General features: G+C 60.1%; 19 protein-coding genes. 14 read left to right on the forward strand and 5 right to left on the reverse strand.

Annotated elements, in window-relative coordinates:
- Nucleotides 1-23 precede the first annotated feature (23 nt).
- Nucleotides 24-1,247 carry an acyltransferase gene (locus PSUB009319_RS08705; RefSeq protein WP_124381834.1) on the reverse strand — a complete coding sequence of 408 codons (1,224 nt, stop codon included), beginning with the start codon at nucleotides 1,245-1,247 and terminating at the stop codon, nucleotides 24-26.
- 190 nt (nucleotides 1,248-1,437) lie between these two features.
- Nucleotides 1,438-2,301 (reverse strand): symmetrical bis(5'-nucleosyl)-tetraphosphatase, encoded by an 864-nt coding sequence (locus PSUB009319_RS08710; RefSeq protein WP_124381835.1) that lies wholly within the window; start codon nucleotides 2,299-2,301, stop codon nucleotides 1,438-1,440.
- Nucleotides 2,302-2,519: 218 nt separating this feature from the next.
- Between PSUB009319_RS08710 and rfbB the strand changes: the two genes are divergently transcribed.
- The 14 genes from rfbB (at nucleotide 2,520) to PSUB009319_RS08780 (ending at nucleotide 16,979) form a co-directional block, all read left to right on the forward strand.
- Nucleotides 2,520-3,584, forward strand: a complete 1,065-nt coding sequence (rfbB, locus tag PSUB009319_RS08715; RefSeq protein WP_124381836.1) for a dTDP-glucose 4,6-dehydratase — start codon at nucleotides 2,520-2,522, stop codon at nucleotides 3,582-3,584.
- Nucleotides 3,574-4,491 (forward strand): dTDP-4-dehydrorhamnose reductase, encoded by a 918-nt coding sequence (rfbD, locus tag PSUB009319_RS08720; protein ID WP_124381837.1) that lies wholly within the window; start codon nucleotides 3,574-3,576, stop codon nucleotides 4,489-4,491. The genes rfbB and rfbD overlap by 11 nt, the downstream gene beginning before the upstream one ends.
- Before the next feature lie 10 nt (nucleotides 4,492-4,501).
- Nucleotides 4,502-5,380: a glucose-1-phosphate thymidylyltransferase RfbA gene (gene rfbA / locus PSUB009319_RS08725; protein ID WP_124381838.1), complete on the forward strand. Its 879-nt coding sequence runs from the start codon at nucleotides 4,502-4,504 to the stop codon at nucleotides 5,378-5,380.
- A complete protein-coding gene (gene rfbC / locus PSUB009319_RS08730; protein ID WP_124381839.1) occupies nucleotides 5,377-5,928 on the forward strand; it encodes a dTDP-4-dehydrorhamnose 3,5-epimerase in 552 nt (183 codons plus the stop codon). Before rfbA ends, rfbC begins: the two co-directional genes overlap by 4 nt.
- Nucleotides 5,929-6,073: 145 nt before the next feature.
- Entirely contained in the window at nucleotides 6,074-7,333 is a 1,260-nt protein-coding gene (locus tag PSUB009319_RS08735) for a lipopolysaccharide biosynthesis protein (protein ID WP_124381840.1), read from the forward strand.
- Nucleotides 7,334-7,343: 10 nt separating this feature from the next.
- Nucleotides 7,344-8,504 carry a hypothetical protein gene (locus PSUB009319_RS08740; protein WP_124381841.1) on the forward strand — a complete coding sequence of 387 codons (1,161 nt, stop codon included), beginning with the start codon at nucleotides 7,344-7,346 and terminating at the stop codon, nucleotides 8,502-8,504.
- Nucleotides 8,498-9,427, forward strand: coding sequence for a glycosyltransferase family 2 protein (locus tag PSUB009319_RS08745; protein WP_124381842.1), 930 nt, complete (start codon nucleotides 8,498-8,500; stop codon nucleotides 9,425-9,427). Before PSUB009319_RS08740 ends, PSUB009319_RS08745 begins: the two co-directional genes overlap by 7 nt.
- Before the next feature lie 107 nt (nucleotides 9,428-9,534).
- A complete protein-coding gene (locus PSUB009319_RS08750; protein WP_124381843.1) occupies nucleotides 9,535-10,368 on the forward strand; it encodes a glycosyltransferase family 2 protein in 834 nt (277 codons plus the stop codon).
- 16 nt (nucleotides 10,369-10,384) lie between these two features.
- On the forward strand, nucleotides 10,385-11,509 hold the full coding sequence (locus PSUB009319_RS08755) for a glycosyltransferase (protein WP_124381941.1): 1,125 nt from the start codon (nucleotides 10,385-10,387) through the stop codon (nucleotides 11,507-11,509).
- Nucleotides 11,499-12,389 carry a chain-length determining protein gene (locus tag PSUB009319_RS08760; protein ID WP_124381844.1) on the forward strand — a complete coding sequence of 297 codons (891 nt, stop codon included), beginning with the start codon at nucleotides 11,499-11,501 and terminating at the stop codon, nucleotides 12,387-12,389. Before PSUB009319_RS08755 ends, PSUB009319_RS08760 begins: the two co-directional genes overlap by 11 nt.
- A gap of 64 nt (nucleotides 12,390-12,453) precedes the next feature.
- Nucleotides 12,454-13,839, forward strand: a complete 1,386-nt coding sequence (locus PSUB009319_RS08765) for a phosphomannomutase/phosphoglucomutase (RefSeq protein ID WP_124381845.1) — start codon at nucleotides 12,454-12,456, stop codon at nucleotides 13,837-13,839.
- A gap of 43 nt (nucleotides 13,840-13,882) precedes the next feature.
- Nucleotides 13,883-14,881 carry a lipopolysaccharide heptosyltransferase I gene (gene waaC / locus PSUB009319_RS08770; protein ID WP_124381846.1) on the forward strand — a complete coding sequence of 333 codons (999 nt, stop codon included), beginning with the start codon at nucleotides 13,883-13,885 and terminating at the stop codon, nucleotides 14,879-14,881.
- A complete protein-coding gene (gene waaA, locus PSUB009319_RS08775) occupies nucleotides 14,881-16,197 on the forward strand; it encodes a lipid IV(A) 3-deoxy-D-manno-octulosonic acid transferase (protein WP_124381847.1) in 1,317 nt (438 codons plus the stop codon). The genes waaC and waaA overlap by 1 nt, the downstream gene beginning before the upstream one ends.
- Nucleotides 16,198-16,298: 101 nt before the next feature.
- Complete coding sequence (locus PSUB009319_RS08780) at nucleotides 16,299-16,979, forward strand: META domain-containing protein (protein WP_124381848.1); 681 nt, start codon at nucleotides 16,299-16,301, stop codon at nucleotides 16,977-16,979.
- Here the strand turns inward: PSUB009319_RS08780 and PSUB009319_RS08785 are convergent, their stop codons facing one another.
- From PSUB009319_RS08785 to PSUB009319_RS08795, 3 genes are all read right to left on the reverse strand, one after another.
- Nucleotides 16,980-18,416 (reverse strand): TolC family outer membrane protein, encoded by a 1,437-nt coding sequence (locus tag PSUB009319_RS08785; RefSeq protein WP_124381942.1) that lies wholly within the window; start codon nucleotides 18,414-18,416, stop codon nucleotides 16,980-16,982.
- Nucleotides 18,417-18,560: 144 nt separating this feature from the next.
- Nucleotides 18,561-18,893 (reverse strand): rhodanese-like domain-containing protein, encoded by a 333-nt coding sequence (locus PSUB009319_RS08790; protein ID WP_124381849.1) that lies wholly within the window; start codon nucleotides 18,891-18,893, stop codon nucleotides 18,561-18,563.
- A gap of 24 nt (nucleotides 18,894-18,917) precedes the next feature.
- Entirely contained in the window at nucleotides 18,918-19,568 is a 651-nt protein-coding gene (locus PSUB009319_RS08795; protein WP_185453432.1) for a protein-L-isoaspartate O-methyltransferase, read from the reverse strand.
- Nucleotides 19,569-19,657: the final 89 nt, after the last annotated feature.

The following is a 19,657-nucleotide window of genomic DNA, read 5'->3' on the forward strand; positions in this document are numbered from 1 at the left end:
TAAATCCTTGAATCTGTTCTCGATTATTTATTTGTGGATAACGGCAGAGCCGCTGCATCCAAGGGAGCACGCTGGGCTGCTGTTTGGGCATGCTGCCGTATCAGTTGTCTACCCAACGAAATACCTGGCTTCTCAATGAATCGATAGGTGACCGTACTGATGCAGACGAGTATCAGGGAAACCAGCAGTGCAACAAGCCAGTAGTGTTCCGGGCTCTGCAGCGCGTATTTTCCTAGTATCTTTTGAGAAAAAAGTACCACCAGAACCGGGCCTTGGAGAAGGTAGATGCTGTAACTAATATTTCCCAGTCGTTGAGCACCCCTGCTTTTTAGAAGGCCAAACAGCGTAGCTCCGCTGGATATCAACAGGAAAAACGCACCGAGAAGCAAGACTGGACCCCATGCGTAAGCGGTGTCGTAGCGGAGAAATACCGCAAACAACAGGACTACGCAGGCGACGGATTTCATTTTATTGTCCCCAAGGATATTCGGACTGCGCCGGGCCATGCTGGCAGCAAACATGCCGCAGAAAAATAGGGCAATAAAATATCGATCGATCGAATCGAATATGTTTTGTGAGTAAATCAGCAGAAACGCAATAATGGGTAGAAAAGCAGCCGGCGACCGGCTTTTGGCGCCGACGGCCAGGAGTGGCAGGGACAGGTAGAACAACCACTCATAATAAATAGTCCAAGTCACACCAGCCAGGATAAGCCCCGGACCTGCATAGCCGTTGATGCCGGGCGGAACTTTTATGATGGATGGCAGGATCCATTGAAATAATTCTCCGACCAACTGCGTGACGGGGACATGCAACTGAAAGCCCGTTCGGTGTGCCACGACGGCAAACATGAACGCGACGGCAGCCAGGTACAACGGGACAATCCGGAAAAAGCGATTGCAATATAGCGCAGCCCAATTGATCCGTGACCCCTCGTCAAGAAGGCGGCCCCAAAATAGAAAGGCCGTGATCATAAAAAAGACCGCGACACCAACCTGCCCCAGCATGGCGTAGAACGATGAGGGTGGAAGTTGCCAGATCCCTGTCTGAACGTACCCGTAAGTGATGGAAGTGTGGTGCATGACCACAGCCAAGGCTAGAAACCCTCGTAATCCATCCAGCGAGGTATAGCGAGCGCTGGATTGGCTTGGCGGAGCATCAAGGAAGACCCACGGGCGAGCGGGCGTGACCAGTGCTAGGCACGCCGCAATAATGAAGAAGGCGGGCCATATGGAGAAAGGGCTCATAGGGAATAGTCGGGGCGTCGTAGGTTCACGAAAGTTAACGTGGGATCATGCCATAACTGGTAACGATTTTTATGGCGATGTGGCGTGCATCGCATGGCCAGCGTACTTGCGCGCGCAAGATCTGCATGGGGGCGGTCGCCAGTCAGAGTCCAGCTCGATCGGACTAATTTCGATTGATTTGCGATGTGCGTTAACCAGACGCGGGTTGGCGCTTGTGTGCAAGTGGGTCGAGTGCTTGCTTGCAGGGAACCTGCACGATCTGGCGTCCCGCTGGTGCGGCAGTCATGCGCGCGGCGGTCAACTTGCCGCCCCACACGCAGCCGGTATCCAGGCCCATCACGTCGTCGCGCATCACCAGCCCGCGCGTGGACCAATGCCCGAAGACGATGGGCGCGCCGCGCGTGCGGCGGCCCGGCACGTCGAACCATGGCATGTGGCCATCGGGCGCGCCATCAGCGTCGGTCGTCTCGAACTCCATCGCGCCGTCGGCCGTGCAGAAGCGCAGACGGGTGAGGGCGTTGATGGTCAGACGCAAGCGGTCCATGCCGACGAGATCGTTACTCCACTTGGCCGGGTGGTTGCCGAACGCGCCGGCCAGGAAGGCCTTCCAGTGCGGGCTGCGCAACTCGCGCTCCACGGCGCCAGCGAGTTCGAGCACGTCGCCGGTCGTCCATTGCGGCAGGACGCCGGCGTGCACCATCAGGAAACTGTTCTCGAAGATGGCCAGCGGCTGATGCCGCAACCATGTGATGAGTTGGTCGCTATCGGGCGCGGACAGGATATCAGCGATGGTGTCTCGCTTGCCCGGTTTGCGCACGCCCGCGGCCACGGCCAACAAATGGATGTCGTGGTTGCCAAGCACCGTGCGGGCGCGGCCCGTCTCGCATAAAGCGATGACTTGGCGCAGCGTCGCGAGGGAATCCGGGCCACGATTGACGAGGTCGCCGACGAAGCGCAGCGGGGCGTTGGCGGGCAGGGCGGCTAGGAGCGTCTGGAGGGGGGAACAGCAGCCTTGGAGGTCGCCGATGGCGTGGGGAGAAGTCGACACGGTGATCTTGTGAGGCGAGCCATGCTCAAAGCGCTGCTAAAACCTCAATATGTCAATTGTGTTACAGCCCGCTACAAAAAGATGACAGCCTTTGGCGGGGCCTACCCAAGGGTCAGATAGAATACGCGACTTCCCTCCATAGTTGACAATTCCGCTGACTTCCGCACGGTTGGCACAGCGGATTCTATAGGCACGCAGAAGGCGCGCGAAAAGGAGTACACAGTTTGTCCCACATTCTGGTCACCGGCGGTGCCGGCTTTATTGGTGGCAATTTCGTTCTGAACTGGTTGGCGAACCCGAGTGCTGACGGAATCGTTAACGTCGACAAACTCACCTACGCAGGCAATCGGAAGACGCTGGCTGCTGTTGAGCAGGATTCGCGCCACGTCTTCTCGCAAGCGGACATCTGCGATCGTGCTGCGCTCGACTTGCTGTTCGCACAGTACAAGCCGCGCGCGGTGATTCACTTTGCTGCCGAAAGCCACGTGGACCGCTCCATCCATGGCCCCGGCGAGTTTATCCAGACCAATATCGTTGGCACGTTCACGCTTCTCGAAGCCGTTCGTGCCTACTGGAGTGGGCTGGACGCAGAAGCCAAGGCACAGTTCCGCTTCCTGCACGTTTCCACCGACGAGGTTTTCGGCTCGTTGAGCCCGACTGACCCGCAATTTTCGGAAACGACCCCGTACGCACCCAATAGCCCGTATTCGGCGTCCAAGGCGGCATCGGACCACCTGGTTCGCGCCTATCACCACACCTATGGTCTGCCGGTGGTGACGACGAATTGCTCGAACAACTACGGCCCCTATCATTTCCCCGAGAAGCTGATTCCGCTGATGATCACCAACGCGCTCGGCGGCAAGGCGCTTCCGGTGTATGGCGATGGTCTGAACGTGCGTGATTGGCTGTACGTGGGGGATCACTGCGCGGCGATTCGCGAAGTGCTCGCACGCGGCCGCTTGGGCGAGACTTACAACGTCGGCGGCTGGAACGAGAAGACCAATCTGGACGTGGTTTACACGCTGTGCGATCTGCTCGATGAACTGAAGCCTAAGGCCACGGGCTCCTATCGTGATCAGATCACGTACGTGAAGGACCGCCCCGGCCATGATCGCCGGTATGCCATCGATGCCCGCAAGCTCGAGCGCGAACTCGGTTGGAAGCCGGCTGAAACGTTTGAGACCGGGCTGCGCAAGACGGTGCAGTGGTATCTGGACAATCAAGCCTGGGTGCAAGACGTGGTCTCGGGCGAGTATCGCAACTGGGTGGCGAAGCAATATGCAGCGTAAGTCGTCGGTTGTTCCGCGGCTGCTTGTGACAGGCAGCAACGGCCAGGTGGGCTTCGAGTTGCGTCGCAGCCTTGCTCCGCTGGGCGAGGTGATAGCGCTCGATCGCGCGGCTTGCGACCTCGCGAAGCCGGATGAGCTGCGTCGTTTGGTGCGCGAGCATCGCCCTGATGTGATCGTCAACTCGGCCGCGTACACCGCCGTGGACAAGGCTGAGACCGATGCGGAATCGGCATTCGCGGTCAACGGTACCGCACCTGGCGTGTTGGCTGAAGAGGCGAAGGCGCTGGGCAGCCTGCTCGTTCACTACAGCACCGATTACGTGTTCGATGGCGCGAAAGATGGTGCGTATGTCGAGACTGATGCTGTCAATCCCCAGTCTGTGTATGGCAAGAGCAAGCATGCCGGTGAACAGGCGATTACATCGTCAGGCGCGGCGGCGCTGGTCCTGCGTACATGCTGGGTAGCCGGCGCACACGGCGGCAACTTCGCCAAGACGATGCTAAAGCTTGGCCGTGAACGGGATAGCTTGCGTGTGATCGCCGACCAGTTTGGCGCACCGACCACTGCTGCATTGATTGCCGACGTGACGGCGCAGATTATTGCGCGGTTTTGGCTGTCGGGTGACCGTGCAGCATTCCCTGGCGGCCTATATCACCTAGCGGCCGCCGGTGAAACGACTTGGCACGGCTACGCCACAGCCGTGCTGCGCTACGCCAAGGCGCGTGGAGTGGAACTGAAAGTCGATTCGGAACGCATCGAAGCCATCCCCGCAACGGCGTATCCGCTGCCCGCACCGCGCCCTGCCAACTCTCGTATGGACACCACCAAACTGACCGAAACGTTCGGCATCCATTTGCCGGATTGGCAACAGGGCATTCACTTCCTACTGGATCAAACCTTTTCCTGAAAGCACTGCAATGCGTAAAGGCATCATTTTGGCCGGCGGCTCCGGCACGCGACTTTACCCGATCACTCGCTCAGTCTCGAAACAGCTGCTGCCGGTGTACGACAAGCCGATGATCTATTACCCGCTGTCCACGCTGATGCTGGCGGGGATTCGGGACATCCTGATCATCTCCACGCCGGAGGACACGCCGCGATTTGCCGACATGCTCGGCGACGGCAGCAAGTGGGGGATCAACCTGCAATATGCAGTGCAGCCCTCACCGGACGGCTTGGCGCAAGCGTTCATTATCGGACGCGACTTTGTCGGCAATGATCCGTCGACATTGATCCTTGGCGACAACATTTTCCACGGTCACGATCTCGTGGCTCAACTGGCGCGTTCCGCTGCGCAACAGTCGGGCGCCACCGTCTTCGCCTATCACGTCCACGATCCGGAGCGCTATGGCGTGGTTGAGTTCGATCAAAACTTCCGTGCGCTCTCGCTGGAAGAAAAGCCGGCCAACCCGCGTTCGCACTATGCGGTTACCGGACTGTATTTCTACGACAACCAGGTGTGCGACATTGCCGCCGACATCAAGCCGTCGGCACGCGGCGAGCTCGAGATTACGGACGTCAACAAGCACTACCTGGCTCAGGGCCAGTTGGACGTCGAGATCATGGGCCGCGGCTATGCCTGGCTCGACACCGGAACGCACGATTCGCTGCTGGAAGCAGCGACGTTCATCGCGACACTGCAGAACCGCCAAGGGCTGATGGTGGCCTGCCCCGAAGAGATTGCGTATCGCAACTGCTGGATCAGCGCCGGGCAGGTCGCCGCGCTTGCGAAGCCGCTCAGCAAGAACGGTTACGGCAAGTATCTGCAGCACATCATTTCGGAAACCGTCAAATGAACCTGAACGTAATTCGTACCGCTATTCCGGAGGTTCTGATCCTGGAGCCGAAGGTGTTCGGGGATGATCGCGGCTTCTTCTTCGAGAGCTTTAATGCGCGTAGCTTCGAGCAGGCGACCGGTGTCAAGCGAACGTTCGTCCAAGACAACCATTCGCGTTCGGCCCGCGGCGTGCTGCGCGGCTTGCACTACCAGATCCAGCATCCGCAGGGAAAGCTGGTGCGTGTGGCGGTTGGCGAAGTCTTCGACGTCGCGGTCGATTTGCGCAAGAGCTCCCCGACTTTTGGCAAGTGGGTTGGCGTAACGCTGTCAGCGGAGAATAAGCGCCAACTGTGGGTGCCGGAAGGGTTTGCACATGGCTTCGTCGTGACTTCTGATTACGCCGAGTTCCTGTACAAGACCACGGACTACTGGTACGCCGAGCACGAGCGCAGCATTGTTTGGAATGACTCGGACCTCGCCATTGAGTGGCCGGTCCAGGGCACACCAATCCTGGCGGCAAAAGACGCCGGGGGCGCCCGGTTTGCCGGCGCGGACTTGTTCGACTGAGGAAGGTGCGTCGTGCCTCGCGTGGCTGCTTGCCGGCATGGTGCTAGAGGGCGCACAGGTTAAATCTCGCAGGAGTGTTTCCGGGAAGACCAGGTCCAGGAGCTGCCGCATGGGTGGGGGTGGCCTTCCCGTTGACACAAATCACATGACAGGAACTCCCATTCAACGTACCGGTGTCGTCAGGACACTCACCAACTCGAGCGTCGTCGTGCTCGAGCGGATCGCCCAGATCGGGGTGACGCTGGTCGCGACGCTGGTGATTGCGCGCATCTTCGGGCCGCAGAAGTATGGCATCTGGCAGGCCGCGCAGTCGATCTTTGCGGTGACCTCCGCGCTGTGCCTGATCGTGCCGGGCGAGATTCTGCTGCCACGCCTCAAGGCGACGCACGATTGGGAGCGGTTGTCCGTCACGCTGTCGTCGGCGCTGGTCGCGCGCATCGGATTCGGCGTGTTGATCCTGGCGGGCTACGGCGTGGGCCTGCTTGTTGCGCCCGTCGCGCTGCGCGGCACGCTGCTCGTCGCGCTAATTCTGCAGTGTTCCATTGCCGTTACTGAGCCCGTCAACGGGCTGAGTTCGTGGTATCAGGCGCAGCTGAACAATGTGCCGGTGTCGCTGCGTCGCCTAGTGGGTCTGGCCTTGCGGCTTGCTATCTTTGTGCTGTGCATTGTGGTGCTAGGCGGGCCGGCGCTGCCGCTGCTGGCGGCGGCTTGGCCGATCGAAGCGCTGGTCGCGGGCGCGCTCGTGACGTCGATGTTCCTGGCGTCCCATGGAGCATTCCGGTTCCGGTGGACTGCTGTGGAACTGTTGTCGCTCGTGCGTGCAGGGCTGCCGGTCTGGTGGGGCCTGTTGTTCTACGCCTTGTTCCTGAAGACGGACCGGCTGCTGCTGCCCTATCGCATGGATCCGCAGGGTTTCGGAGTCTACGGAGCCGCGGCCCAGTTGGTCGAAACCGCGGTCGGCATGGTGATTCTCGTCACCAATACGCTGATGCCGAGGCTGATCTATCACCGCGAGGGCGGCCGGCTGGACCGCAAGACCGCAGCGGGTTTGCTGGGTGCAATTGTGATTGCATGCGGAGCTACTTCGTTGATGGCGCCGGTCATCGTCCGCGTCTTGTTCGGCGTGGGCTTCGCGGGGGCGGCCCCGATCCTAGCCATCGGCATTTGGCTGGCTGTCTTGGCAGCGATCGATACACTGCTGACGGGCATCCTGATCCGAGAACGAGTATTCCGGGTGGTGTTGATCAAGTGGACGGTCGCTTCAGTACTCCAGGTAGTAGTAATTACAATCCTATATCCTCGATGGAATTTGGGTGGTGTAATGGCTGGTTATTTATCGGGCTATATTTTTGTTGTCGCATTATCCCTGAGGGCTTTGAAAATACTTCGTGATCGGGTTTATTAAGATATTTTCGATGCTGGAATTTTTATATTCACTTACCTTGATCGAAGTTGTGATCGGTGGCGGCGGACGCATGGCGGGATTTTCGCCGGTGTCTGTGCGTGGCGTGCTCGCGTCTATTTGTTGTCTTGTTGCCTTATTGGATTTCATGAAAGGGGGGGCGCGAGTATCTCCCGATACAAAGATTCTGATATTTCTTTTCGTTTTTTGCGTTGTTCTTGGGGCGTTTGTTGGCTATGCATCGGGAAATGATATAGGTGCCGTTATGGGCGATGTGGCTCAGGTATCTTTTTTTATGACGATAATTTTCTTTCAGAGATGCTTTGATTATAAAAAGACATTTTCATTGACGGATCGATTTCTGGTTTATTCGACTGTTGGAATGGCGGTTTGTTACTTAGTTGTTTTGTTTTTTATTTTTGAAATGGGGAAATTTGATCCGATCTACCAATTTCTTTCGACTGGGGATGATTTCTTTTTTAGAGAGAATGGGACTTTCTTTTACAAGGGATTTCCTTACCTCGGTGTGGCGCTCTTCTTTTTGGTGGAGCGTATAAACATCTGGAAGTTAATTGGTTTAGTGATCGTTGGCGCGGCAATTCTGCTTTGTAATACCCGGGGTATGTATCTTGCAATTGCAATAACAGTTTTCTTGCTCTATTTCCGAGTGGAAGTGAAATTTTTTGTCATCGTATTCGCTGTTATTGTTTTTCTGTTCTGGGGTGAGGGGCAGATGTTGGGAGCGGTGGCGAAGCCGGATTCCGATGTTGTTCGGCTGCAGGACTTGACATACATATTTGATGATATGAATTTCTTTTCGGTGGTATTCGGTCATGGTTTTGGGGCTGAAATTAATGGAAGAAATCGAATTGAAATTGCTTGGGCTGAGGTGTTTTATAAACAGGGCTTGGTTGGGCTTGGTTTTTGGTTGTATTGGGTTTTTAGTCTTTCGTCTTATTTTATTTCCTTGAGGGGTTGGGTGCGTAAGGTGGCTAGGCCTTATTTCGCCTCTGCTCTATTTATTTTTGCTTTGTCTTTCACTAATCCTTTTATGAATAATTCTATTGGATTGGTTGTTCTGCTTGTTGCGCATTTCTCTCTTGTCTATTTACGTGGGCAACAGTACAGGATGTTGTCCGAGGAGAATCGACTAAGGCGGGATGTGGAATGTTGAAGTCGGGAGCTATTTTCGTTACCTTTCGCCCGGCGGACGAGCAGGTCGCTGCGATCGCTGCGACGGCACGGCTATTCGATGCCGTGATCGTCGTCGATAACTCGCCGGCGCCAGACGCAACCCTGCGTCACCGCTTCAGTCTGCCGAACGTCCAGGTTCTGAATAACGCAAATCGAGGGGGGATCGCGGGGGCGTTCAATCGTGGTGTTGAGACACTGCTGGCGGACGGAATCGACCGAGTCTATTTCTTCGACCAGGATTCGGCAGTTCCGTCCGATTACCGCCAGCTCATGGACGAAGCGCTGGACAGCGCGCCCGAGGCCTGCCTGATCGGGCCCAAGATCTATGATGTCAACCTGCACGCGTTTTCGCCGCGTTATCTGGTTTCGCGCTGGACGTATCGTGCGGACCCCATCCCAGAGTCGGCCACTGTGCTGATACCGTGCTCGTTCCTGATTTCGAGCGGTTCGGTAGCCACCCGGGCGGCGTTGACCGCATGCGGTCCGTTCCGGGAAGACTATTTCATCGATGATGTTGACACAGAGTACTGCCTGCGAGCGGCCCAGCAGGGCGTTGGCGTGTTTATCAACCCGCGCGCCATACTGAACCACGCGATCGGCGAGCGCGAAGAGCACCGGTTCCTAGGTGTGCGGATTCGACCGAGTCACCATGGTGCATTGCGCAGGTACTACCGCTGCAGAAACGGCATCAGTCTCAGCTTGCGGCATGCACGGCATTCGCCTGCGTTTTTGATCCATAACCAGAAACGGCTGGCGCACGAGATCATAGGTGTGCTGCTCTATGAGCGGCGAAAATGGAAGAAATTAATTGCGATCGGAGTCGGCATTATTCACGGCGTGATGAGCCGGCTTGGCGATCTGAGAGAAATTGCCCCGAGGCTCCATCGGTGGCTGTTGTGCTGAGCAGGCGATTGATAGTTTCTTTTCGTCTGCCGCCCTCAAGGGGTGTATTTATGATGTCTCCTGTTCCAGCGGGAACGAACGATTGCAGGGCAGGCTGTTGGTAACTCATGACTAATATTACGGCATCAATTGTTCTGTATAACAATCCGACCGATCAGGTCAGGCGTTGCATCGAGTCGGTGCAGGCGGACGCGCGCGTCCACGTGCTGCTGGTCGATAACTCCGAAAAAAAGGGCACTTACGCCAGCCTGGCGGCGGAAAACGTCGAGATTCTCGATGCGCCGGGCAATGTCGGTTTCGGCCGGGGGCATAACCTTGTCCTGGGCAGGCTGGCGGCGCTGCGCTCCGAGGTCCACCTAGTGGTGAATCCCGATATTGTGGCCAAGGCGGGTTGCGTCGGGACGTTGGCCGATGCGCTGCGTCAGAGCAGGGAGGTCGCGCTGGTCGGGCCGCGCATCGTGTCGCCGGACGGTGCACTGTACAGGTCCTGCAAGCTCCTGCCGACACCGTGGAACCTGTTTGCTCGGCGGTTCGCCCCCCGGCAACTGTATGCGGCGGCTGACGCGCGTTATGAGCTGGAGGCTTTCGACTATGGCCGGGAATTGCAGCTGAACAACCTGTCGGGGGCTTTCCTGGCGTTCCGGTCGGAGGTTTTCGCGACGTTGGGGGGGTTTGATCCCAGGTATTTCATGTACCTAGAGGATGTCGATATCTGTCGTCGCACTTCGACCCTGGGCGCGGTGATTTTCTTGCCACAGGCCGAAGTCGTGCATGAGCACGGAAAGGGATCCTACCGTTCATGGCGACTCCTGCGCGAGCACATCCGCTCCGCGATTCTGTATTTCAACCGCTTTGGATGGTTCGTCGATGCGGAGCGGAGGCTGTTCAACAAGGAAACTTTGGCGCGTGTGAATGCTATGCGCTCGGTTGTTGGAAGATAAAACTGCGCGCAATTCTATGCTTACATTGTCGGTAGCTTTTCTCGTATCGTTTGCTGTGACCTTGATGGTTATCAGGTATTCGAGTCTGCACGCTCACATTACGGCCGACTGGGATCTGAGCGGGGTGCAGAAATTCCATGCTCGACCGGTACCCCGGATCGGCGGTCTCGGCATCGTGCTGGCGATGGCCGCCGCTGCAGTGGCGGCGTGGATCCGTGATCCGCAGGCAGTGGGCTCTCCGTTTCTGCATCTTGTAGTTTGCGTTATGCCCGCATTCATCGCCGGTTTCATCGAAGACATGACAAAGCGTGTTAGTCCACGGGAGCGGCTGCTGGCGACTATGGCTGCGGCGCTAGTGGCTGTCTATCTTCTCAACGCCAGGATCGTGCGGATTGATCTTCATTTGATTGATTTGGCGTTGGCAGTCCCCTTGATCTCCATTGCGATTACTACAGTGGCTGTGGCGGGCTTGGCCAATTCCATCAACATCATCGACGGCTTCAATGGGTTGGCGTCGATGGTGGCAATGATGATGTTCGTTTCGCTCGCCTATGTCGCGTTCCATGTGGGCGACACGTTGATTCTGACCATCGCGTTCGCCATGATTGGCGCGATCCTGGGGTTCTTCATCTGGAATTTCCCCGCAGGGCACATTTTCCTGGGAGACGGCGGCGCTTACATGATCGGGTTCGTGCTGGCAGAATGCAGCATTCTGCTGGTGCTGCGCAATGGCAGCGTCTCGGCGTGGTATCCCGTACTAATGGTGATCTATCCGATCTTCGAGACGCTGTTCTCGATGTATCGGCGCCGTGTATTGAAAGGGGTGCCGGCCGGGTACCCTGATGGAGTCCATCTGCATACCCTCATCTATCAGCGCGTCATGCGATGGGCCGTCGGCAGTAAGGATGAGAAGCACAGGCTGCGACGCAATTCGATGACCTCGCCCTACCTCTGGCTGCTCAGTTTGATGGCGGTGTTGCCAGCAACGCTGTTCTGGAATAACGAGTTTGCCTTGTTGGGGTTTGTCGCCGTTTTCATCTTCTTCTATGTTTGGCTCTACTGGCGGATTGTTCGGTTCCAATCCCCGCGTTGGCTGATCGTCAAAAAACACCACCGAGTGAAGAAGCACCATGAACACTAATCGGCACCTTGACGATACGCCCGATGGGGATGCAGTGATGGCGACGATCGTCCAGGTCCTGGCGTTCTTCCGCCGTCATCTGACAAAGCTCGCTTTGACCTGCCTTGTGGGTGGGGCGATCGCGATAGGCGCGGCGCTGATGCTGCCCAAGCAATGGGAGGCCAGCGCGGTGGTGCAGGTCGGCCAGATCGCAACCGACACACCTCAATCGCCCGTGATGCCTGTGGAAACAGTAGGCCGGGCCATGGAGCGGCTGCAACTGCCTCAGTTCAAGGATGTGGTTCTGCAAAAGCTCGGCTTGCCGCTGGGGATCGGTGAGAACGCCAATACGGATCTCATCCGTCGCTCTCTGAAGGCGACGCAACTGAAGAATGCAGACCTTATTGAGTTGACAGTGCGCGGCTTCTCTCAGGCGGATGCCCAGCGGTACGCAAAGGAATTTCTGGACGAGTTGATCAGTGCACACTCGGTCCTTGCCAAGCCGTCAATGGACAAGATGAATGCGAATATGGCTGAAGTGACCCGCATGATTGCCGTGGAAGAGGCCAGAAAGGCTCAGCTCGCGGAGCTGGCGCGTGTTCGTGATCAGGCAAAGCGGGAAACCATGTTCCCCGAGGCTGTATTGTTAGCAAGCATGTCTGCCGAAAACGACAAGCAGCTTCAAGCGCTGCGCCAACGGGAAATCAACATCCGAGAACAACTGAATCCTGAACGCACCTTCAACACGCGGCTTTTCGAGTCCATGTTTGTCAGTCGGCACCACGTATTTCCAAGCGGCCCGATTTTTGCGGCGGCCGGTCTGGTGCTCAGCTTCTTTGTCGCGGTGTGCTGGGGCCTGTGGAGCGATTGCCGACGGGGCATTCTCCGCTGCGGTGGGTGAACGCATCCTCTGTTGGCCCTGCCCCCACATTTTACGAATAACGATTGAAACAGGGTATATGTCGATGCAAATCACCCCCACCATCTTCAAAGCCTACGACATCCGCGGCATCGTCGGGAAAACCGTCGATGCTGAAACCGCCCGCCTGATCGGCAGTGCCTTCGGTTCCGCAGCACGCGCCAAGGGTGAATCCGCCGTGGTGATCGGCCGCGATGGCCGCCTGTCTGGCCCCGAACTGCTGGCAGCGCTGGCGGACGGCCTGCGTGCGAGCGGGGTCGATGTGATCGATCTGGGCCTCGTGGCTACGCCTATGGTGTACTTCGGCACGAACATCGAGCTGGCCGGCCGTCGCGCCACGTCGGGCGTGATGGTCACCGGCAGCCACAACCCGCCGGACTACAACGGCTTCAAGATGGTCCTGGCAGGCCAGGCCATCTACGGTGAGCAGATCCAGGCACTGCGCACGCGCATCGAGCAGGGCGACTTTACCGAAGGTGCCGGCAGCTACGTGCAGGTGGATATCCGCCAACAGTACATCGACCGAATCGTTTCGGACGTTAAGTTGACCCGCCCGATGAAGATTGCCGTGGACTGCGGCAACGGCGTGGCGGGTGCCTTTGCGCCAGAGCTGTTCCGCGCGATGGGTTGTGAGGTGACGGAGCTGTTCTGCGAGGTGGACGGCCACTTCCCGAACCACCATCCGGACCCGGCGCACGTTGAGAACCTGCAAGACCTCGTGCGTACGCTGCAGACCACCGACTGCGAACTCGGTCTCGCCTTCGACGGCGATGGCGACCGCCTGGGCGTGGTCACCAAGGATGGCCAAGTCATCTTCCCTGACCGCCAGTTGATGTTGTTCGCGCAGGAAGTGCTGTCGCGCAACCCGGGCGGCGAAATCATCTTTGACGTGAAGTGCACGGGCAAGCTGGCGCCGTTTATTCATGAGCACGGCGGCAAGGCGACGATGTGGAAGACGGGCCATTCGCTGGTCAAGGCCAAGCTGAAGGAAACCGGTGCGCCGCTGGCTGGCGAGATGAGTGGCCACATCTTCTTCAAGGATCGCTGGTACGGCTTTGATGATGGCCTTTACACGGGCGCGCGCCTGCTCGAGATCGTTTCGCGTCTGGCGGACCCGAGCGCTACGCTCAACGCGCTGCCGAACTCGCACTGCACGCCCGAGTTGCAGCTGAAGTGCGCCGAGGGCGAATCGTTCGAGCTGCTCGACAAGATCAAGGCCAACGCCACGTTTGCGGGCGCGAAGGAAGTCAATCGCATCGATGGCGTGCGCGTGGAATACGAAGACGGCTTCGGTCTGGCGCGCCCCTCCAACACCACGCCGGTGGTGGTGATGCGTTTTGAGGCCGACAACGATGCAGCGATGGCGCGTATCCAGGGCGAATTCCGCCGCGTGATCCTGGCCGAGAAGCCGGACGCGCAACTGCCGTTCTGATCGCACGGCCTGCACTCATGAAGTTGGGGGAAGGGGTGACGGCATGCGTGTGCTGATCGTCAAGGTATCGTCGCTTGGCGATGTGGTGCATTGCACGCCGGTCGTGGCGGACATCCTGCGCGCCTATCCGGATGCCGAGATCGACTGGGTGGTCGAAGAAGGCTTTGCCGGCATCGTGCGCATCGTGCGCGGTGTGCAGGGCGTGATTCCGTTTGCATTGAGGCGGTGGCGCAAGTCGCTGGGCTCTGGCAAGACGTGGAGCGAAATGGCGGCGTTCCGTCGCGCTCTGCGCGCCAAGTCTTACGATGCGGTGCTCGACACGCAGGGCCTCATCAAGACGGCGCTCATTGCGGCGCAGGCCAAATTGACGCCAAACGGTTTCGTTGCCGGCCTCGGTAATCGCACGGAGGGCGCCGGCTATGAGCCGCTCGCCAAGCTGTTCTATCAGCGCAAGGTTGACATGGAGCCGCGTGTGCACGTGGTCGAGCGTTCGCGCCGCATGGTCGCGGAGGCACTCGGTTACGCAACGCCCGATACGATCGATTTCGGTTTGCAGCCGCCGGCAGACTTGCCGTTCAAGCTGCCGCGTCCGTACGTGGCGCTGGTGCATGCGACTTCGCGGGCCGACAAGGGGTGGCCGCAGGCGGCGTGGGTTGATGTTGCGCGCGAGTTGCTGGCGCGCGACTATGCCATCGCTCTACCTTGGGGCAGCGAGGCCGAGCGGCGCACGAGCGAATCCATCCGCGAAGCCATCGTCGCTGCGGCGCCAGGCACGGTGGGCCGTGTGGTGATTCCGCCGCGCATGTCGCTGCCGGATGTGACGGCGTTTCTCGACCAGGCGACGGCGGTGGTGGGGGTGGATACCGGTCTTGTGCACATTGCCGCAGCGCTGTGCAAGCCGACCGTGGCGCTCTATAACTTCACCACGTCGTGGCGCACGGGCGGTTACTGGACGCCTAACGTGCACGACCTCGGCAGCGCCGAGGCTCATCCCACCAGCGCGCAGGCGCTCGATGCGCTGCGTGCGCTGGGTGTCCTCTGATGCTGCGTATTCTGTATCGCTGGTTGTGGCGCATCGCGCTGCCGTTCGCATTGCTGCGCCTTTGGTGGCGTGGCCGCAAGGAACCCGGTTATCGCCAGCACGTCGGCGAGCGGCTTGGCTTCTACCGCCCACGCCCGAATCCAGATCGTCCGTTGCTGTGGGTGCATGCCGTGTCAGTGGGGGAGACGCGCGCAGCGCAGCCACTCATTGATGCGCTGCTTGCGCGCTTTCCGCACCACGCTGTGCTGCTCACGCATATGACGCCGACGGGCCGCCGCACGGGTGCCGAATTCGCGGCGCAGCGTAACGGCCGTGTCATCCAGGCGTATTTGCCGTACGACTTGCCCAGTGCCGTCGATCGGTTTCTGCGGCATTTTCAGCCGCGCCTGGGCTTGCTGATGGAAACCGAGATCTGGCCGGTGCTGATCGAACGTGCCTACGCGGCTGGTGTGCCGATGGTGCTTGTCAACGGGCGCCTGTCTGCGCGCAGCCACCGGCGTACCGCACGCTTGGGCGATGCCGCGCGCCAGACGTACGCTCAACTCGCCGCCGTGCTCGCCCAGACGCCCGACGATGCCGACCGCTACCGCTCGCTCGGTGTGCCGCGCGTGCGCGTGACAGGCAACCTGAAGTTCGACATCACGCCGCATGTGGACCAGATCATGGCCGGCCGCGTGCTTCACGATGCATTGCGCGGGCGATCGGCATGGGTGGCCGCGAGCACGCGTGAGGGCGAAGAGGCATTGTTGCTCGACGCATGGCAGGCACATCGCGCGCAGCACGTCGGGCGTCGGCATGCGTTGCTGATTCTCGTGCCGCGCCATCCGCAGCGTTTTGATGAAGCGGCCCAAGCCGCCGAGCGTGCCGGCTTGCGTGTCGTGCGTCGCAGTGCGTTGTCTCTGTCTGCGGCGGGGGTGGCGAACGCAGCTGATCTTGCTGATGCGGACGTCCTGCTCGGGGACTCGATGGGCGAGATGGCGCTGTACTACGCGGCTGCCGAAGTGGCGTTTATCGGCGGCAGCCTGCTTCCGCTGGGTGGGCAGAACCTGATCGAGGCCTGCGCGGTTGGCACGCCGGTGGTCATCGGCCCGCACACATTCAACTTTGCACAGGCGACGCGTGATGCAGTGGCTGCAGGGGCTTGCAAACAGGTGGAAGGCGCCGCTGCGGTAATGCGTGTGATTGACGCGTGGCTCTCCGACGCCGATGCGCGCGAGGCTGCATCGCGCGCTGCGCTGGCCTTTGCCTCCACGCATGGCGGCGCAACAGCGCGCACGGTGGAGGCGGTGGCGTCTCTGGTGTTGCCGACGCTGTAACGCAGTGCGCGTCCGGCACGAAAAGTGCGAACTCATGGCGAGCCAGGCAGACTAACGGCTCTTCATGTAGTTTGCATTCCATCACCGTTCACGACTCGTTTATGTCCCAACCGAATCGTCCGAAGCCGAGCCTGTTGCAGACGCCACGCCGCGTGGTGCTGACAGCCGCAGCGCTGGCCGCAGTAACGGCCGCCACCATTATCGGTGCCGGCTGCATGACGCCGAGGCCTTCGTCCGTGCCCGCTACGGCAGCTCCCGCAACCGCGTCGGCGCCTGCTGCCGAAACCAAACAGACACCCGCCAACGCGGCCCCCAACCCTGGCCAGGCGACGCTTACCCAAGCGCAAGGCGAAGGCCGTTCGCGCTTCGTGCTGGTGCGCTGGCAAGAGTCGGGCGCCGCACCCAGGGAATTGCCTTCCGCTGAGGGGGGCGATGCTGATCCGGCCACGCAACCGATCTCGATCGAGTTCAGCGCAGGCCTGGAAGCCGCCAATGGCGTGGCGTCGGGTTACTCGGGTTGCAATCGTTTCTCGGGGCCGTACGAGAAGCTTGCCTCGGGCATGCGCTTCGGCAATCTGGTATCGACACGCATCGCGTGCGACCCGGCGCGCATGGAGCTGGAGACCGCGTTCCTGGAGGCGCTCAAGTCGCCGCTGGCGACGGTGGGCATGCAGCCCTCGGCCGATGGCAAACAGGGCCGTCAGGTCATCTGGAAGACCACCAGCGGCGCGCTGCTGCAGTTTGCCGAGCGCCCCCTGCCGCCGCGCGGCCAGACACACTGATCAGCGTTTGGCCGATTTGCCAGCGGGTTTCGTCGATGCGGGTTTGGCGCTTGCTGGCGGCAACGCGGTGATATCGCTTGAACCGCTGGCCGTGAGCAGCGTGTTCACCTGGATCACGTCTGTTTCACTCAGCGAGCCGGCGGCAGACTTCAGCCGCAGCCCGTTGACGATGGTGTCGTAACGCGCGCGTGCCAGATCGCGCCGTGCCTGAAAGAGCTGCGCCTGCGCATTGAGCACATCGGTGCCGATGCGCACCCCCACGCCATACGCGAGCTGGTTCGAATCGTACGCCGTGCGCGCCGACAGCTCGGCCGCTTCCAGCGCCTTGACCTGCGCCAGTCCCGCAATCACGCCGATGTACGCTTGCCGCGCGCCCTGCTCGGCAGAACGGCGGGCGTATTCGAGATCGTTCGCAGCCTTGGTTTCCAGCGCAATGTTCTCGCGCACGCGCGACTGGATCGCGCCGCCCGCGAAGATCGGAATCGACACCTGCACGCCGATCTGCGAGCTGTCAAAGCGTGCGCCCCCCGGCAGCGACGGCAGGTATTGGTTGCCGCTGGCATTCGTGTGGCCGGTTTGCGCCACCAGATCGACCGAGGGCAGGTGGCCTGCGGTCGCTTTCTTCACATCACGTTCGGCGCTTTGCAGGTTGTATTGCGCCAGTGCCACTTGCAGATTGCTGCTGCGTGCCTGGTCCACCCAGGGTTCTGCCGAAGCCGGCTCAGGCTGCGGAATCGTCACACCAGTGCGCACACCGGCCAGTGTGGCAACGGGCTGGCCGATGATCTGCTGGAGCGCCGATTGCTTGATCTCAAAGTCGCTGCGCGCGGCGATGACGCTGGCGTCGATTGCATCGCGGCGCGCTTGGGCGTCGTTGGCGTCAGTGATGTTGGCGTTGCCGACATCAAAGTTGCGGCGCGCCTGCTCGTACTGCTGCTGGATCGCATCGCGCTGCGCGGTGGCCAGCTGCAGCGTGTCCTGCGCGTTGAGCACGTCGAAGTAGGCCTGCGCGGTGCGTGTGATGAGGTCGAGTTGTGCTTGCGCGAGCGAGGCCTCGGCAGCTTGCGAGGCAATCTCGCCCTGTTTGTAGGTTTCCCAGCGATCCCAGCGCAAGAGCGGCTGCGACAGTGAAAGCGTCCAGCCCGTCGACGAGAAGGTCTTGTTGAATTTGGCCGGCGCGGTTTGATCGAAGATGATGCGCGTCGAACTCCAGGCACCACCAATCTGCGGCAGCAAACCAGCGCGGCCCTGCGTGAGCTTTTCGCGCTGCGCGAGCGACTGCGCACGGGCCGATGCGAATTGCGGATCGTTGGCCAGCGCGGCGCGGTAGGCAGAAAGAAGGTCGGTCGCAGCCGGCACGTTCGGTTGGGACTGCGCCCACGCGAACATTGGCATCATCGACCAGCACAGCACAACAAGCGAACCGCGCGCGGCCATCCGCGTGCGGCTACTGCGAGCAACATTCATAAAGCCCCCGAGCGAGGAAAACGTTCGGAAGGCAGCGCGGGCGCGTCAGAGCCCGTTCACAGTCCGTGGATCGTGAGCGGGTTTAGGTTGTTCGCCCGGCGGCGGCTTCCTCAATCAGTACGTCGCCATCTGCGGGTCCACCTGGTTGGCCCAGGCGTGGACGCCGCCTTGCAGGTTGTAGATACGCGCGGCATCAAAGCCGCCTTGCGTGATCAGATACTGCGCAACCTGCGCGCTGCGTCCGCCGTGGTGGCAGATGCAGACGATGTCTTGGTCAGCATTCAGCTCGCTGGCACGCGCCGGGATTTGATCCATCGGGATGTGCGTGATGCCAGGAATGGCACAGATTTCCACCTCCTCCGTCCAGCGCACGTCGAGCAGGACGGGCTTTGCGCGCGATGCGTCGGCGAGCCATTGGGCGAGGGTGGTGGGAGCGAGCTGTTGCATGATGATTGGGGGAGCCGAGGTGGATCAGAAGCGGAACGGAGACGGCGCGGGAACACCCACCAGCGGCGTCACGTAGGTCTCGAACAGGTTGCGCGTCTGATATTCGGTGTTGGAGATGCGCGTGATGAGTTGCGCTTCCATGACCGGAGCGCTGCCCACGAAGATCGACAGGCGACCGCCCACCTTGAGCTGCTTGAGCAGCGCTTCCGGCACTGCCGGCACCGAGCCCGACACGCAGATCACGTCGTACAGGCCATCGCCCCAGCCTTGGGCGCCGCTGGCCTCAACCACATCGACGTTGGTCACGCCGTTGCGCGAGAGGTTGTCGCGGGCGAAGGCGACCAGTTCAGGCACGATGTCCAGCGTGGTGACCTGGCGGCCGCGATGCGCCAGCAGGGCAGCCATGTAGCCCGAGCCCGCGCCGATTTCCAGCACGTCTTCGTGCTTGCGCACAGCCAGCTCCTGCAGCACGCGCGCTTCCACGCGCGGGGCCAGCATGTTCTGGCCGCAGGGCAGCGGAATCTCCATGTCGACGAAAGCCAGCGCGCGGTAGGCCGCAGGCACGTAATGCTCGCGCTTGACGACCGTCAGCAGGTCGAGCACGTCGGTATCGAGCACGTCCCAAGGACGGATTTGCTGCTCGATCATGTTGAACCGGGATTTTTCGATGTCCATGGGCATGCCTTCCACGCGGAGCGAGTGATGCGAATGAGGGTTTGACGACAAACCCGGCATTTTAGCAAGTCCGGAGGACATTCCGGCAG

The organism is Ralstonia sp. SET104 (genome assembly GCF_003851545.1).
Lineage (GTDB): Bacteria > Pseudomonadota > Gammaproteobacteria > Burkholderiales > Burkholderiaceae > Ralstonia.

Excerpts from the sequence above, each read along its gene's own strand:
- PSUB009319_RS08705 (WP_124381834.1), bottom strand. The coding sequence starts at position 1,247 with ATGAGCCCTTTCTCCATATGGCCCGCCTTCTTCATTATTGCGGCGTGC.
- rfbD (WP_124381837.1), top strand. The coding sequence starts at position 3,574 with ATGCAGCGTAAGTCGTCGGTTGTTCCGCGGCTGCTTGTGACAGGCAGC.
- rfbA (WP_124381838.1), top strand. The coding sequence starts at position 4,502 with ATGCGTAAAGGCATCATTTTGGCCGGCGGCTCCGGCACGCGACTTTAC.
- rfbC (WP_124381839.1), top strand. The coding sequence starts at position 5,377 with ATGAACCTGAACGTAATTCGTACCGCTATTCCGGAGGTTCTGATCCTG.
- PSUB009319_RS08735 (WP_124381840.1), top strand. The coding sequence starts at position 6,074 with ATGACAGGAACTCCCATTCAACGTACCGGTGTCGTCAGGACACTCACC.
- PSUB009319_RS08740 (WP_124381841.1), top strand. The coding sequence starts at position 7,344 with ATGCTGGAATTTTTATATTCACTTACCTTGATCGAAGTTGTGATCGGT.
- PSUB009319_RS08745 (WP_124381842.1), top strand. The coding sequence starts at position 8,498 with ATGTTGAAGTCGGGAGCTATTTTCGTTACCTTTCGCCCGGCGGACGAG.
- PSUB009319_RS08750 (WP_124381843.1), top strand. The coding sequence starts at position 9,535 with ATGACTAATATTACGGCATCAATTGTTCTGTATAACAATCCGACCGAT.
- PSUB009319_RS08755 (WP_124381941.1), top strand. The coding sequence starts at position 10,385 with ATGCTTACATTGTCGGTAGCTTTTCTCGTATCGTTTGCTGTGACCTTG.
- PSUB009319_RS08760 (WP_124381844.1), top strand. The coding sequence starts at position 11,499 with ATGAACACTAATCGGCACCTTGACGATACGCCCGATGGGGATGCAGTG.
- PSUB009319_RS08765 (WP_124381845.1), top strand. The coding sequence starts at position 12,454 with ATGCAAATCACCCCCACCATCTTCAAAGCCTACGACATCCGCGGCATC.
- waaC (WP_124381846.1), top strand. The coding sequence starts at position 13,883 with ATGCGTGTGCTGATCGTCAAGGTATCGTCGCTTGGCGATGTGGTGCAT.
- waaA (WP_124381847.1), top strand. The coding sequence starts at position 14,881 with ATGCTGCGTATTCTGTATCGCTGGTTGTGGCGCATCGCGCTGCCGTTC.
- PSUB009319_RS08780 (WP_124381848.1), top strand. The coding sequence starts at position 16,299 with ATGTCCCAACCGAATCGTCCGAAGCCGAGCCTGTTGCAGACGCCACGC.
- PSUB009319_RS08785 (WP_124381942.1), bottom strand. The coding sequence starts at position 18,416 with ATGGCCGCGCGCGGTTCGCTTGTTGTGCTGTGCTGGTCGATGATGCCA.
- PSUB009319_RS08790 (WP_124381849.1), bottom strand. The coding sequence starts at position 18,893 with ATGCAACAGCTCGCTCCCACCACCCTCGCCCAATGGCTCGCCGACGCA.
- PSUB009319_RS08795 (WP_185453432.1), bottom strand. The coding sequence starts at position 19,568 with ATGGACATCGAAAAATCCCGGTTCAACATGATCGAGCAGCAAATCCGT.